Source organism: Nitratireductor sp. L15S-10 (genome assembly GCF_045011005.1).
Lineage (GTDB): Bacteria > Pseudomonadota > Alphaproteobacteria > Rhizobiales > Rhizobiaceae > Nitratireductor.
Genome location: NZ_CP120674.1, coordinates 2,173,865 through 2,189,001, shown reverse-complemented (window position 1 = coordinate 2,189,001; position 15,137 = coordinate 2,173,865). Strand labels below are relative to the sequence as shown.

At 60.0% G+C, this 15,137-nt stretch carries 14 protein-coding genes; 9 read left to right on the top strand and 5 right to left on the bottom strand.

What is annotated here, in order from left to right; genetic code table 11:
* Positions 1–51 precede the first annotated feature (51 nt).
* From glp to P2W41_RS10470, 5 genes are read right to left on the bottom strand one after another with little or no spacing between them, the layout of a single operon-like run.
* The gene (gene glp, locus P2W41_RS10490) at positions 52–1,260 is read right to left on the bottom strand and encodes a gephyrin-like molybdotransferase Glp (protein ID WP_404933094.1); all 1,209 of its coding nucleotides are present in this window, start codon (positions 1,258–1,260) and stop codon (positions 52–54) included.
* The gene (moaC, locus tag P2W41_RS10485) at positions 1,257–1,757 is read right to left on the bottom strand and encodes a cyclic pyranopterin monophosphate synthase MoaC (protein WP_292895541.1); all 501 of its coding nucleotides are present in this window, start codon (positions 1,755–1,757) and stop codon (positions 1,257–1,259) included. The genes glp and moaC overlap by 4 nt, the downstream gene beginning before the upstream one ends.
* Positions 1,758–1,760: 3 nt before the next feature.
* Positions 1,761–2,576 carry an indole-3-glycerol phosphate synthase TrpC gene (trpC, locus tag P2W41_RS10480; protein WP_292895543.1) on the bottom strand — a complete coding sequence of 272 codons (816 nt, stop codon included), beginning with the start codon at positions 2,574–2,576 and terminating at the stop codon, positions 1,761–1,763.
* On the bottom strand, positions 2,573–3,610 hold the full coding sequence (gene trpD, locus P2W41_RS10475; RefSeq protein ID WP_292895545.1) for an anthranilate phosphoribosyltransferase: 1,038 nt from the start codon (positions 3,608–3,610) through the stop codon (positions 2,573–2,575). Before trpD ends, trpC begins: the two co-directional genes overlap by 4 nt.
* A gap of 8 nt (positions 3,611–3,618) precedes the next feature.
* Positions 3,619–5,505 carry a SurA N-terminal domain-containing protein gene (locus P2W41_RS10470; RefSeq protein ID WP_404933093.1) on the bottom strand — a complete coding sequence of 629 codons (1,887 nt, stop codon included), beginning with the start codon at positions 5,503–5,505 and terminating at the stop codon, positions 3,619–3,621.
* Between the two features lie 175 nt (positions 5,506–5,680).
* Here P2W41_RS10470 and tpiA point away from each other — a divergent pair, with 175 nt between their 5' ends.
* The 9 genes from tpiA to P2W41_RS10425 all read left to right on the top strand — a co-directional run bounded on the left by tpiA (position 5,681) and on the right by P2W41_RS10425 (position 15,123).
* Positions 5,681–6,427 (top strand): triose-phosphate isomerase, encoded by a 747-nt coding sequence (gene tpiA / locus P2W41_RS10465; protein WP_404933092.1) that lies wholly within the window; start codon positions 5,681–5,683, stop codon positions 6,425–6,427.
* Between the two features lie 257 nt (positions 6,428–6,684).
* Positions 6,685–7,071 carry a preprotein translocase subunit SecG gene (secG, locus tag P2W41_RS10460; protein ID WP_292895551.1) on the top strand — a complete coding sequence of 129 codons (387 nt, stop codon included), beginning with the start codon at positions 6,685–6,687 and terminating at the stop codon, positions 7,069–7,071.
* Between the two features lie 136 nt (positions 7,072–7,207).
* A complete protein-coding gene (locus tag P2W41_RS10455; RefSeq protein WP_292895553.1) occupies positions 7,208–8,845 on the top strand; it encodes a CTP synthase in 1,638 nt (545 codons plus the stop codon).
* Positions 8,846–8,932: 87 nt separating this feature from the next.
* Positions 8,933–9,838: a VOC family protein gene (locus tag P2W41_RS10450; RefSeq protein WP_404933090.1), complete on the top strand. Its 906-nt coding sequence runs from the start codon at positions 8,933–8,935 to the stop codon at positions 9,836–9,838.
* On the top strand, positions 9,835–10,665 hold the full coding sequence (gene kdsA, locus P2W41_RS10445) for a 3-deoxy-8-phosphooctulonate synthase (RefSeq protein WP_404933089.1): 831 nt from the start codon (positions 9,835–9,837) through the stop codon (positions 10,663–10,665). The genes P2W41_RS10450 and kdsA overlap by 4 nt, the downstream gene beginning before the upstream one ends.
* A gap of 106 nt (positions 10,666–10,771) precedes the next feature.
* Positions 10,772–12,046, top strand: coding sequence for a phosphopyruvate hydratase (eno, locus tag P2W41_RS10440; protein ID WP_404933088.1), 1,275 nt, complete (start codon positions 10,772–10,774; stop codon positions 12,044–12,046).
* Between the two features lie 76 nt (positions 12,047–12,122).
* Entirely contained in the window at positions 12,123–12,443 is a 321-nt protein-coding gene (locus P2W41_RS10435) for a septum formation initiator family protein (RefSeq protein ID WP_292895561.1), read from the top strand.
* Positions 12,444–12,653: 210 nt separating this feature from the next.
* Positions 12,654–13,715, top strand: a complete 1,062-nt coding sequence (pdhA, locus tag P2W41_RS10430) for a pyruvate dehydrogenase (acetyl-transferring) E1 component subunit alpha (protein WP_292895563.1) — start codon at positions 12,654–12,656, stop codon at positions 13,713–13,715.
* Complete coding sequence (locus P2W41_RS10425; protein WP_404933087.1) at positions 13,681–15,123, top strand: pyruvate dehydrogenase complex E1 component subunit beta; 1,443 nt, start codon at positions 13,681–13,683, stop codon at positions 15,121–15,123. The genes pdhA and P2W41_RS10425 overlap by 35 nt, the downstream gene beginning before the upstream one ends.
* Positions 15,124–15,137 lie beyond the last annotated feature (14 nt).

Sequence of the window (15,137 nt, the reverse complement as noted above, 5' to 3'; positions counted from 1 at the left end):
CCCCGCGCCTTGCGTCCTTCCAAGAGGAACACATTCGCTCCGGGCCGGAAATCAGCCAAGCATCAGCACTCGGCAACGCGAGCCCGCTTCGGCAGCCGGCGCCCCGGGTTCCCGGACGATAAGGGCATTGGCCGCCGCCAGTGTCGTGAGCATGGAAGAATCTTGCACGGGAAACGGCGTTGCGATCAGCCCTTCCGGACCGGCAGCGACAGAAGCGCGAATATAATCGCGGCGCTCGTCATTCTCACGCAGCGCCGTCGCCAGAACTGCCGCGCGCAAATCGGGTGTGTGGTTGCGCTGCCCCAACCGGGCAACAAGCGGACGCAGAAAGAGATGCGCACAGACCAGGCTTGAGACAGGGTTGCCAGGCAGGCCGAGAACGCGCATCTCTCCAAGCTTGCCAAACATCAATGGCTTGCCCGGGCGCATGGCAATCTTCCAGAAGTCGAGCGACATACCAGCGTCGAGCAGGGACTGCCGTACCAGGTCGCGGGCACCGACCGAAGCTCCGCCAAGGGTGACCAGGACGTGCGCCCCGGCATCTGCAGCTTTTCGCACAGCGGCTGAAATTGCAGCTGTGTCGTCGCTCACAATACCCAGATCGAGGATTCTGGCACCTTCGTTCTTCGCCAGTGCTCCAATCGCAAAACCGTTCGAAGCGACAATCTGATCCGGACCGCAAGTCTCTCCCGGTCTCACCAGTTCGTCACCCGTGGCGATGATCGCAACCAGTGGGCGCTCGGTTACAGAAAGAAACGCATGGCCAGCGGCAGCGGCCAGGCCAATACTGGCGGGCCCAAGCCGGCGCCCCTGCTCAAGGACAGTGTCACCTTCCTGGAAGTCAAGCCCGGCTTTGCGGATGTGGCGGCCGATCGCCACCGCGCTCGTTGCTTCGATAAAGTCATCGCCCAGAGAGGTGGCGTTCTCTTGTATCAGAATGGTGTCGGCGCCTTCAGGCACCGGAGCACCTGTAAAAATCCGCACGGCCTCGCAGGCGCCAACAACTCCAGGAAACCGGTTTCCTGCAGCCGATTCCCCAACCACACGCAACCGCACGGCACGCGGGGTTTGGACATCCTTCGCCCGCACCGCATAGCCGTCCATGGCGGAGGCATGAAAGGGTGGTTGCGTGCGCATCGCCGAAAGCGGGGTGGCCAGAACACGACCGTCGGCCTCTTCGATGGGTACGCGCTCACCAGGCAGCGCCTTTACGCCGTCGAGAATGCGCTCCAGCGCCTCGTCTACCGGCAAAAGGGTCATTCAGAAAGCTCCGGAGCCCGCCAGTCGCCCGACTTCCCGCCGGTCTTTTCAAGAAGGCGAATGTTGCTGATCGTCATGCCCTTATCGAGCGCCTTCGCCATGTCGTAGATCGTCAGGCAGGAAACGGAGACTGCTGTCAGCGCTTCCATCTCCACGCCCGTCTGACCGGTGACCCTGACGCGGGCACGCACTTTCAGGCCGGGGAGGGCAGTATCGGGTTCAATCTCAACCACCACTTTTGAAAGGGCCAGAGGATGGCATAGGGGGATCAGGTCAGATGTTTTCTTTGCGCCCATAATGCCGGCGATGCGCGCAGTGGCCAGCACATCGCCTTTCTTCGCATTGCCTGAAAGAATGGCTTCAAGCGTCTGCGCCTGCATGAGCACAACGCCTTCGGCGACAGCTTCCCGGCTTGTCTCCTGCTTGCCGCTGACATCCACCATATGCGCTTCTCCGGAAGCGCCGATATGCGTCAGCTTCCCGGTTTCGCCGCTCATCGGTCAGTCTGCCTGATTGGCCGCATCGAGGCCCAACAGAACCCGCGTTGCTGCGGCGACATCATCCTGACGCATCAGGCTTTCGCCAACCAGAAAAGTGTTCATACCCGCACGCGCCAGGCGACGGCAGTCTTCATTGGTAAAGATGCCGCTTTCGCCGACCACGAGCCGGTCTGCGGGTACAAGCGGAGCGAGGCGCTCACTGGTCTGGAGGGAGGTTTCGAAAGTGCGGAGATTGCGGTTGTTGATGCCGATGAGCCGCGAGGACAGTTTGAGCGAACGCTCAAGTTCCTCTTCATCATGCACTTCTATCAGGCAGTCCATACCGAGTTCGAGCGCGGTGTTTTCGAGGGCGTGCGCTTCATCGTCGGATACGCTGGCCATGATGATCAGGATCGCGTCAGCACCCCAGCAGCGCGCCTCATACACCTGATAGGGCTCAAACAGGAAGTCCTTGCGCAGCGCCGGCAATCCACATGCGGAGCGCGCAGCTTCCAGAAAAGCCGGCGCCCCCTGAAAGGATGGGCCGTCAGTCAGCACCGATAGGCAGGAAGCGCCACCTTCCTCATAAGCTGCGGCAAGCCGGGGAGGATCAAAATCGGCGCGGATGAGTCCGCGTGAAGGGCTGGCCTTCTTGATTTCGGCGATCAGACCGAACCGTCCCGCCGCCTGTTTCTGGAACAACGCGTCAGCGAAACCGCGCGGCGCTTCCACATCACGTGTTTTGGCCACAAGCTCGGGCAGGGGCACAACGGACTTGGCGGCTGCAATCTCCTCGCGCTTGTAGGTTTCGATCTTGCGCAGGATATCGGTCGTCATTGCTCGTGGCCACCCTGGGGGGCTCCCCTGTTCGAAACGTCGATCAGTTGGTTCAAGGTGGTGAGTGCGTGCCCTTGATCAAGCGATTCAGCAGCCAGCGCAATTCCATCCTTCAGCGTCTTTACACGCCCCGCCACCACCAGCGCGGCACCGGAATTCAACAGGCAGATGTCACGGTAGGCGTTCTTCTCACCTTCGAGTACCGCTTTCAGCGCTTTCGCGTTGTAAGCTGCTTCGCCGCCTTTCAGATCGGCCATGGTGACCCGCTTGAGACCAACGTCTTCGGGCGTGAGTTCGAAATGGCGGATTTCACCGTTTTCCAGGGCTGCAACCTGTGTTGTTCCGGCGGTTGTCATTTCGTCAAGGCCCGCACCGTGGACGACCCAAGCGGCTTCCGTGCCCAATTGCTTGAGCACATTGGCGATCGGAGCTACCCATTCCGCAGAAAACACTCCGATCAACTGGCGTCGGACACCGGCCGGATTGGAAAGCGGTCCAAGAAGGTTGAAGATCGTGCGGGTTCCAAGTTCAACCCGTGACGGCCCCACATGCCGCATGGCAGAGTGATGTGCAGGCGCAAACATGAAGCCGAGCCCTGCCTCGTTGATGCAGTCGGCAATCCCCGGTGGGGTCAGCTCGATATTGATGCCGAGGGCGGCCAGCGTGTCAGCCGCACCCGAGCGCGATGAGAGCGCCCTGTTTCCGTGCTTCGCCACCGGGACCCCGGCACCCGCAACAATGAAGGCGGAACAGGTGGACACATTGTAGGAACCGGAAGCATCCCCCCCGGTGCCAACGATGTCCACCGCGTCGTCAGGCGCGGAAACCGGCAGCATCTTGTCGCGCATGGTTGCCACTGCACCGGAAATCTCTTCCACGGTTTCCCCACGCACCCGCAAAGCCATCAGAAAGCCACCGATCTGGCTTGGCGTTGCATCACCCGACATCATGATGCCGAAAGCCTGCCGCGCCTCGTCAAAGCTCAAAGGTGCACCGGAAGCGACCTTTGCGATGTATGACTTGAAAGCGTTCATCGCAGGCCTCAGAAGCTCAGTGCTTCCTGCATGGCGGCCCGGTTCACCGTTACCGGATATTTGCCTTGCAGGCGCGCTACCATCTGGTCGAGCAGATCATCGGCAAGCGCTGATCGCATGGCGGCCCGCTGATTGTCGGAAACGCTTTCGGCGGTTGCACTGGCGGGCTCGAACACTTCCGTCACCTTGAACAGGAACTGACCATCCCCTGCAGGATTGGTAAAAACGCCTGTTCCGTTGCGTGGGACGGAGAACACCGCAGCGACACCAGCCTGTCCCAGATCGGCGTCGTTGGCGTTGCGCTTGAGACCGCGCTTGATCTGTTTTTCCTGGCCGATTTCCTCTGCGATTTCGTCCAGAGAAGCACCTTCCTCAAGTCGCTTGGCGAACTGAGACGCACGTTCGGCCAGAAGCCGGTCCGTCTCGGCCTTCCGCCAGTCCTGCGTAACCTGGTCGCGCACTTCATCCAGCGAGCGGTCTCTTTCAGGGGTGATGCCCTCGACCTCATAGAAGACAAATCCATTTCCGCCCATGGAGAGAGGGGCGTTTTCAATGCCGGAATCGCTTTCGAACACCTCACGCAGAAGTTCAGCCGAAACGGGGAGATCTCCAACGATCGAGCCGTCGGGACGGCGGGCGCTGGCGTCAATGGCTTCAATCGTGCGCATGGAAAGTCTTAGCCTTTCCGCAGCTTCCGCCATCGATGCGCCACCGGCGCGCGCGTCTTCATAGGCATCATGCACGTCAAGCAGAACCCGGGCAGCCTCTTCCAGCGCCAAGTCCTGACGAAGCTCGCTTTCAACTTCGCTGAGTGGCTGCACGACCTCCGGCTGGATCTCTGAGACAGAAACGATCACGGGGCCAAAAGCACCGTCGATCACATCGCTGAACTGGTTTGCGTCCAGAGAGAACGCTGCTTCAGCCACGGCATCATCTGCCACTTCACTACGGGACAGGGTGCCGAGGGCGGTGTCGGCGCTGCTCTTGCCCGCCGATGATGCGACTTCCGTGAAACTCTTGCCGTCCAGCAGGTCTTTCAGCGCCGCTTCAGCTGCAGCGCGGTCGGCAAACACGATCTGGTCAATCGTGCGCTTTTCCGGTGTCGTGAATCGATCGCGGAGGTCTTCATAGGCCTTCTGCACCTGCGCGTCCGAAATGGCCTCGGGATCGGCGATGTCGGAGGGCTCGAGCTTGACATAGCTGAACTTGCGGTATTCGGGAGCCGCGTAGTTGTCCTTGCGCTCGTCGAACCATGCCTGCAAAGCGGCATCATCAGGATCCGCTACCGGCTCCACAAGAGAGCGCGGCACTGCGAGATATTCGACGGTGCGATCTTCACCGCGATAGAGCGCAAGATTCTTGAACAGCTCATCCGGAACACTCATGCCGTCCGTCGCAGCTTCGACGATCTGCTGGCGGATGGCCACCTGCTCGCGGTTCTTCAGATAGTCTTCCGGGCGCATGCCGATCTGGCGCAGCACGAAATCAAACTGTTGCCGGTCGAACCGACCGTCAGGTCCGCGAAACGCGGGATCGTCCGCGGTCAGCTGGGCAAGCTTGTCTCCGGAAAGGCCAAGGCCGAGGCGGCGTGCCTCTTCGTCCAGAAGGGCGCCGGCGGCGAGCTGCTGCAGCACCTGGTCATCCAGACCGAAGGCAACAGCCTGCTCGCGTGTCACGCGTGTGCCAAGTTGCTGCGACAGCGCATTGATCTGTCGATCATAGGCGAGACGGAAGTCCAGCATAGAAACGGAGGAATCTCCGGCTGACAGGACGTTGCGGGATTGGTCGTTCAGAACCTGTCCGGAGATGCCCCAGACAGCGAAGCTCACGACAAGAAGGCCCAGGAGCAGCTTGGCGATCCAGGTGGAGGCGGCATTTCTCAGACTGTCGAGCATGGCTTTTCCGAAGTTCCTTGGTGTGTTTGGGGTAGTGTTCCCAACGAAGCGCAATAGCGTCCCAGACGCCAAGTGTCGATAGCGGAGTGGGAATTGCCACCCCAATTGCTTTTGCATCAGCCCGTGTTTTTGCTAGGGAAGCTCCCGAGTTTGTTTTTGTTGAGGACATCGACCCATGACGCCCGGAATTCGCCCTCTGATCGCTGGAAACTGGAAAATGAACGGCATGAGCGCCGATATCGGCGAGCTGAAGGCAATGGCTGAGGGGGCGTTTGGCGGCGCCGATGCTCTGATCTGTGTTCCTGCCACCCTCATGACGCCGGCGCGGGAGGCGCTGGATGGCAGGGTTCACCTTGGTGGGCAGGATTGCCACACCGCCGCATCCGGCGCGCATACGGGGGACATTTCTGCAGAAATGCTGGCGGATGCGGGTGCGACCCATGTCCTGGTCGGCCATTCGGAACGCCGCACCGACCATGGCGAGACCGATGCTGTTGTGGCAGCAAAGGCTGAAGCCGCATGGCGCGCGGGTCTGACCGCGGTCATCTGCATTGGCGAGACCAAGGCAGAGCGCGAAGCCGGCGACACGCTATCGGTTCTTTCGCGACAGATTTCAGGATCGGTTCCCAAAACTGCACAGGCAGAGAATACGGTGGTTGCCTATGAACCGGTCTGGGCCATCGGGACGGGCTTGACGCCGACCGCCGAGGATGTGGCTGAGGCCCACCGACATATCCGCGACGAGCTGACATCTCTCTTGGGAGAAGAGGCCGGTAAAATGCGGATTCTCTATGGCGGTTCGGTCAAACCGGGCAATGCGACGGAACTGCTTTCGATCGAACATGTGGATGGTGCGCTGGTTGGTGGGGCGAGCCTGAAGGCGGTGGATTTTCTTGCGATTGCCGCCGCGTGTCCGGTTTGAGAGAACAGAAAACGCTTGCGTTGTCACCGCAAGCGCCTATGTGAGGGTGGGTTTGACGGGAATTCGGGAATTCCGGCGGGTTTGACCGAAAACCGTCACAAACGCCTTGAAAACGGTGCATTCTGTCCCGTTTTCTGGAAAAACACTCAGGTACCAGGATACGGATTTCTGCCGGTCTTGGAAAATCGGCAAAAGCCGTGTAATGAGCCGCGTCCGCACAGAGGCGGACGCTTCGAGCCGGAGAGCCGGAAGGAAACATGCAGACCGTTATCATCGTCATTCATCTGATCGTCGTGGTCGCGCTGGTTGGCGTCGTCCTCATGCAACGCTCCGAGGGTGGCGGGCTTGGCATCGGCGGCGGTTCCGGTTTCATGTCCGCACGCGGCGCTGCCAATGCCCTGACGCGCACGACGGCCATTCTGGCGGCAGCGTTCTTCGCGACGTCTCTCGCTCTGTCTCTGATCGCCCGTTACGGCGCGAGCCCCACGGATATCCTGGATCGCATCCCCGCCGGCAGCGAGCAGACGGAAGGTTCGGGCGGCGTTCTTGACCAGCTGGGCGGTGCGGGCGCTTCCGCGCCTACCGAAGAACCTACGGTTCCGGCTGACGCTGAGCCTGCAGATCAGGTTCCCACGGGGCAGTAAGCCCGGTTCGCGAGGTTGACCGGTCGCTTCGACAGCGGCCGGCTTTGCCAATCGCAGAACTTATTCACCGCGGTGCGCAAAAAGATTTGCGTCTCGTTATTTTTTGCTGGCGGAATCGCCTGTGTCCGGTTAAGCGATGAGTCCCATGGCGCGATATGTTTTCATAACCGGCGGCGTGGTCTCCTCCCTCGGAAAAGGCATTGCAGCAGCAGCCCTTGGCGCGCTGTTACAGGCCCGTGGGTACCGCGTTCGCATCCGTAAACTCGATCCCTACCTGAATGTTGATCCGGGCACGATGTCGCCCTATCAGCATGGTGAGGTCTTCGTCACCGACGACGGTGCCGAAACCGACCTGGACCTTGGCCATTACGAGCGCTTTACCGGGCGTTCGGCCAACAAGCAGGACAACATCACCACAGGCCGGATCTACCAGAACATTCTGGAAAAAGAGCGTCGTGGCGACTATCTGGGCGCCACGGTGCAGGTGATCCCGCACGTTACCGACGAGATCAAGCAGTTCGTCCTCGAAGGCAATGACGATTACGATTTCGTTCTGTGCGAAATAGGCGGAACCGTCGGCGACATCGAGGCGATGCCGTTCCTTGAGGCGATTCGCCAGCTCGGCAATGAACTGCCGCGCGGCAACGCGGTCTATGTGCATCTGACCTTGATGCCCTGGATTCCGGCAGCCGGCGAACTCAAGACCAAGCCGACGCAGCATTCGGTCAAGGAACTGCGCTCCATCGGCATTGCTCCCGACATTCTTCTGGTGCGCGCGGACCGGGAAATCCCCGCGGAAGAACGGCGCAAGCTGTCGCTCTTCTGCAATGTACGCGAATCAGCCGTGATTCAGGCGCTGGACGTGGCGCATATCTACGACGTGCCGCTCGCCTATCACCGGGAGGGGCTTGATTCGGAAGTGCTGGCCGCGTTCGGCATTGATCCTGCCCCCAAGCCGCGTATGGAGCGCTGGGACGAGGTGGCGGACCGGATCCACAATCCCGAAGGCCAGGTGACGATCGCCGTCGTCGGCAAATACACCGGGCTGAAGGATGCCTACAAATCGCTGATCGAGGCCCTGTCGCATGGCGGCATGGCAAATCGGGTACGCGTGAAGCTCGAATGGATCGAGGCGGAAATCTTCGAGAAGGAAGATCCGGCTCCGTGGCTTGAGAAGGTTCATGGCATCCTGGTGCCGGGCGGCTTCGGAGAGCGCGGCGCGGAAGGCAAGATTCTCGCCGCCAAGTTCGCACGCGAGCGCAAGGTGCCGTATTTCGGCATCTGCTTTGGCATGCAGATGGCCTGCATCGAGGCTGCCCGTTCGCTGGCAGGTATTGAAAATGCCTCGTCAACCGAGTTCGGCCCGACCAGCGAACCGGTCGTCGGCCTGATGACCGAGTGGCTCAAGGGCAATATGCTGGAGAAGCGCACGGCCTCCGGCGATCTCGGCGGAACCATGCGCCTCGGCGCTTACGATTCGAAACTTGTCGAAGGCTCCAAGATCGCGGCGATCTATGGTTCGGAAGAGATTTCCGAGCGTCACCGCCATCGCTATGAGGTCAACATCGGCTATCGTCAGAAGCTCGAAGAGTGTGGGCTTGTATTTGCAGGTCTGTCTCCCGACGGTGTGCTTCCCGAGACGGTTGAATATCCCGATCATCCCTGGTTCATCGGTGTGCAGTATCACCCCGAGCTCAAAAGCCGGCCCTTTGAGCCGCATCCGCTCTTTGCTTCCTTCATCGAAGCAGCTGTAGAGCAGTCGCGTCTCGTTTGATATTCTCACCCCGCCGCCGCAGCGGGGTGATCTTTCTTCACCGGTGGAGCACTTGCAAAGCGCCGGAGCTTGGGGCACATGCGGTGCATGGTTTCTGAAAACGACGTAACTTCCTCGCGCAATCTCGACCATTGTGTGTTGCCAACCGCTCATCTGCCGGTTGCGCGAGAGCGTTTAAAGACGCTCGGTTTTACCGTCGCACCCGATGCCGCCCATCCCTTTGGAACCGGTAATTGCTGCGTGTTTTTCAAGGACGGCTCCTATCTGGAACCGTTGAGCCGCGTCGATCCGAAGGCAGCACGCGAGGCCGAAGAAGCGGGCAACGTCTTCGTCAAGCGCGACCAAGAATTTCGGAAGCTGTTCGGCGACGAGGGCTTCTCCGCCGTTGTTCTTGGTACCGATGACGCCGACGAGGACCACGAGCGCTTTGTGGATGGCGGAATTTCGGCTGGCGACCCGCTTTCCTTTTCGCGTCCGTTCCGCGATGCTTCGGGAAAGGAGGCGACCGCATCATTTCGGCTTGCCTTCGCCGCCCCAAAGGATGCTGACGGGCATTTCTTCTTCACCTGCCAGCGTGTGAACCTGCCTTCGGGCGGGCGCGGCGCGCTGGAAACGCATCTAAATGGCGTTACCGGCACCGCGCGCATCATCCTGCTCGCCGCAAGCCCCGAAACGCATGCAGGATTTCTGAAGCGGTTCTCCGGCGCATCCCCTGAACCCGTTCAGGGGGACGGGCTCGATCTGCCACTAGGGAATGCGGTTTTGACCGTGATGACACCGGAACGCTACAAGGCCGACCTTGGCCTCGACCGTGCGGCTCCGCACGGCCAGCTCGATCTCGCGGCGATTGTCTTCCAATGTCCGGATATTGCCGGATTGCAGTCGCACCTATCCATGCAGGCTGTCCTGTTCGCCGAAGAACAGGGCAGCATCATCGTGCCGCCGGCAGCGGGGCAGGGCGCAGTTTTTGTCTTTGAGGAGTCTTCCCCATGAAACCCAATCCGCGTGTGACTGTCGGAAAGGTCGTGTTCGGCAATGACGCGCCGCTGGCGCTGATCGCCGGCCCCTGCCAGATGGAAACGCGTGAGCACGCTTTCGACATGGCAGGCGCACTCAAGGAAATGACCGACGAACTGGGCATCGGGCTCGTCTACAAGAGCAGCTTCGACAAGGCCAACCGCACGTCGCTCTCGGGAAAACGCGGGGCGGGGCTGGATGCTGCCATGCCGATCTTCGCCGACATCCGCAAGGAATTCGATGTCCCGGTGATTACGGACGTTCACACCGAGGAGCAGTGCCGGGTCGTCGCCGAAGTGGTCGATGTACTCCAGATCCCGGCATTTCTGTGCCGCCAGACCGATCTCCTGATCGCCGCAGCAAAAACCGGCAAGGTGGTGAATGTGAAAAAGGGGCAGTTTCTGGCTCCCTGGGACATGGAAAACGTGATCGCCAAGGTGACGGATTCGGGCAATCCAAATGTGATGGCGACCGAGCGGGGTACCTCGTTCGGATATAACACGCTTGTTTCGGACATGCGCGGCCTGCCGCAGATGGCGGCTATGGGCGCACCGGTTATCTTCGATGCGACGCATTCGGTCGCCCAGCCCGGAGGCCGTGGAGGTTCGTCCGGCGGTCAGCGAGAATTTGTGGAAACGCTTGCGCGCGCTGCCGTTGCGGTGGGTGTCGCTGGCGTTTTCATGGAAACACATCAGGATCCCGACAATGCGCCGTCTGACGGTCCCAATATGGTGCCGCTCCACGAGATGAAGGGGCTTCTTGAGCGCCTGATGGCCTTTGATCGTATCGCCAAGGCGAGCTGAAGCCTGTCTCGACATTGAGTTTTCGTCCGCCTGCGTTATGAAAAGCGCGAACATACCCTCCCGGTGACGGGCGCCGGGGACAACCTTCAGATCAGAGAGAGCTAAAATGACTGCCATTCTCGACATTGTCGGACGCGAAATACTGGACAGCCGGGGCAACCCCACCGTCGAGGTCGATGTGGTTCTGGAAGACGGTTCGATGGGGCGTGCCGCAGTGCCTTCGGGCGCATCGACCGGTGCTCATGAGGCCGTGGAACTGCGCGATGGCGGCAAGCGCTATCTCGGAAAGGGTGTCGAGCAGGCAGTCGATGCCATCAATGGCGAGATCTTCGAGACCCTGAGCGGGCTTGAAGCTGAAAAACAGATGCAGATCGACCAGGCGATGATCGATCTGGACGGCACCCCTAACAAGGGCCGTCTTGGCGCAAATGCGATCCTCGGCGTTTCGCTGGCGGTTGCAAAGGCGGCCGCCGAAGCCTCCAATCTCCCGCTTTACCGCTATGTGGGCGGCGCTTCCGCGCATGTCCTGCCTGTACCGATGATGAACATCGTCAATGGCGGCGCCCATGCCGACAACCCGATCGATTTCCAGGAATTCATGGTGATGCCCATCGGCGCATCCTCGATCCGCGAGGCCGTGCGCTGGGGCTCGGAAATCTTCCACACACTGAAAGCAGGGCTGAAGGATGCCGGCCACAACACCAATGTGGGCGATGAGGGCGGCTTTGCGCCGAACCTGAAAAGCGCCGAAGACGCACTGGATTTCGTTCTCGCCTCCATCGAGAAGGCCGGCTACAAGCCGGGAGAGGACGTGGCCATTGCACTCGACTGTGCTGCCACCGAGTTCTTCAAGGAAGGCAAATACGTCTACGAAGGCGAAGGCCAGACGCGCGACGGCAAGGCGCAGGCCGAGTATCTTGCAAAGCTCGTCGGCAACTATCCGATCATTTCCATCGAAGACGGCATGTCGGAAGACGATTTCGAGGGCTGGAAGATCCTCACCGACCTGGTTGGCGACAAAGCCCAACTCGTTGGCGACGATCTGTTCGTCACCAACTCGGCGCGCCTGCGCGATGGCATCAAGATGGGGATCGGCAACTCGATTCTGGTGAAGGTGAACCAGATCGGCACGCTGACTGAAACGCTCGACGCGGTGGAGACAGCGCACAAGGCCGGCTACACGGCAGTCATGTCGCACCGTTCTGGCGAAACCGAGGATTCGACCATTTCGGATCTGGCCGTTGCCACCAATTGCGGGCAGATCAAGACCGGTTCGCTGGCGCGCTCGGATCGCACGGCGAAGTACAATCAGCTCATCCGCATCGAGGAAGAGCTTGGCCCGCAGGCGCGCTACGCCGGAAAATCGATCCTGCGCGGATAAAGTCTTCAGGTGACCGTAGGGAAATAACGGTCCTTTAAGCAACATATGGTCACATGCGGGAGAAGGGTTTTTCCGCATGTGGACACGTCATCACAAACGCCGCAACACTGGCCGTCTGATCGTTCCGACGATCACGGGGCTTTTTCTCGCCTATTTTGGCTTTCACGCCTATCACGGCGATTATGGCATATACTCGAAATACAGGCTTGAGACACGGATCGCCGAAGCACAGGCCCGGCTTGATGAACTTGTCGCCAAGCGCAAGGAGCTTGAGCACAGGGTTGCTCTGGTGAACGATGGCAGTCTTGAAAAGGATATGCTCGACGAACAGGCGCGTCGTGCGCTCAATCTGGCGCGAGAAAATGAGGTCATTATCCTCATTGGCGCTGATCGTTGAATTAACTGAATTTCACTTAATCAACAATAATATGTGAAAATCCAATCGTTTAGCTGCATGGCAGCTATGCGGATTTTGAATGGCCGAATTTTGCTCCACGTGCTAGCTTCATCTACCATAAGCGGGAGATGACGGGAGGCTCACGGCGCAACCAATGCCTGACTCTACCGTTGCACAAATTCCCCGGAATGTCAGCTAGGGAGTAGAGGCATGGCGCGAGCCGCAAGCAAGACAAGTGCCGCAAGGTCACGCTCGACCAAGAAAGGGGCGTCAGGGAGTGCTGTTCAGGCACCCAAGCCACCCAAGCCGGAAGATTTTGACAAGGAACAGGAGCTTCACGCCTATCGTGAAATGCTTCTGATCCGTCGTTTCGAGGAAAAGGCCGGCCAGCTCTATGGCATGGGCCTGATCGGCGGTTTCTGTCACCTTTATATTGGCCAGGAGGCCGTGGTCGTCGGCATGCAGATGAGCATGAAGGACGGCGACCAGGTGATTACCGGTTATCGCGATCATGGACACATGCTCGCAACGGGCATGGAAGCGCGCGGCGTGATGGCCGAGCTTACGGGGCGCCGCAACGGCTACTCCAAGGGCAAGGGCGGCTCCATGCACATGTTCTCCAAGGAGAAGAAATTTTACGGCGGTCACGGCATTGTCGGCGCGCAGGTGCCGCTTGGCACGGGGCTGGCCTTCGCCAACCGCTATCGGGGCGATGACAGCGTTTCGATCACCTATTTCGGCGATGGCGCTGCCAATCAGGGCCAGGTCTATGAGAGCTTCAACATGGCGTCGCTGTGGAAGCTTCCGGTGGTCTACATCATCGAGAATAACCGCTACGCCATGGGCACGGCCGTGGCGCGCTCCTCCGCGGAAACCGATTTCTCCCATCGCGGTCTTTCCTTCAAGATCCCGGGTATTCAGGTGGATGGCATGGATGTGCGCGCGGTGAAGGCCGCCGGCGATCTGGCCGTGGAATGGTGCCGTTCGGGCAAGGGGCCGATCATTCTGGAAATGCAGACCTATCGCTATCGCGGCCATTCCATGTCGGATCCTGCCAAATACCGCTCCAAGGATGAAGTGCAGAAAATGCGCTCCGAACATGATCCCATCGAGCAGGTGAAGCAGCGTCTGGTGGCGAACAAATGGGCTGACGAAGACGAACTGAAGGCCATCGACAAGGAGGTGCGCGAGATCGTCGGTGATTCGGCCGAATTCGCGCAGACGGATCCGGAACCGGATGTGTCTGAACTCTACACCGACATTCTGCTTTGAGGGGAGGGCCGACATGCCAACCGAAATTCTCATGCCCGCGCTCTCTCCGACCATGGAAGAGGGCAATCTTTCCAAATGGATCAAGAAGGAAGGCGATGCCGTCGCGCCCGGTGACGTGATCGCCGAGATCGAAACCGACAAGGCGACCATGGAAGTGGAAGCCGTGGACGAAGGCACGCTCGGCAAGATCCTGATCGCCGAAGGCACCGAAGGCGTGAAGGTCAATACCGCCATTGCGCTTCTTCTGGGTGAAGGCGAAAGCGAGGCCGATCTCGACAAGACAGCCTCGAAGCCTGCCTCCGATGCATCGGGAGACGAAACGGCAAAGACGGAAACGGAAGAAAAACCCTCCGGCGGCGCTTCGGTCCCTGCTGCACCTGAAATTAAAATCGCCGCCGATCCGGACATTCCCGAGGGCACGGAGATGGTTTCGACCACCGTGCGCGAAGCCCTGCGCGATGCCATGGCGGAGGAAATGCGCCGCGATGGCGATGTTTTCGTCATGGGTGAAGAGGTGGCCGAATATCAGGGCGCCTACAAGGTGACCCAGGGGCTGCTTCAGGAGTTCGGCGACAAGCGCGTGGTCGACACGCCGATCACCGAGCACGGCTTTGCCGGCGTCGGCGTTGGTGCGGCCTTTGCCGGGCTGAAGCCGATCGTCGAATTCATGACGTTCAACTTCGCCATGCAGGCGATCGACCAGATCGTCAATTCGGCCGCCAAGACGCTCTATATGGCCGGCGGTCAGATGGGCGCGCCCATCGTGTTCCGCGGACCGAACGGGGCGGCTGCCCGCGTGGCCGCACAGCATTCGCAGTGCTACGCCGCCTGGTATGGGCATATCCCGGGGCTCAAGGTGGTGATGCCTTATACGGCAGCCGATGCGAAGGGGCTTTTGAAGGCCGCGATCCGCGATCCGAACCCGGTGATCTTCCTCGAAAACGAAATCCTCTACGGCCAGAGTTTTGACGTTCCGAAGATGGATGACTTTGTGCTGCCGATCGGCAAGGCGCGCATCCACAAGGAAGGCAGGGACGCCACCATCGTTTCCTTCGGCATCGGCATGACCTATGCGGTCAAGGCGGCAGAAGAGCTGGCGGGTGAGGGGATCGACGTGGAGGTGATCGACCTGCGCACGATCCGCCCGATGGACCTTGATACGGTGATCGCTTCGGTGAAGAAGACCAATCGTCTGGTGACGGTCGAGGAAGGGTTCCCGCAGTCTTCGGTGGGCGCGCATATCGCCAGCCAGGTGATGCAGCGGGCCTTCGACTATCTCGACGCGCCGGTGATCACGGTCGCGGGCAAGGATGTGCCGATGCCTTATGCGGCGAACCTTGAAAAGCTCGCGCTGCCGAACGTGGCCGAAGTGGTCGAAGCGGTGAAAGCCGTTTCCTATCGCAGCTAGAGGGGGAGGACACC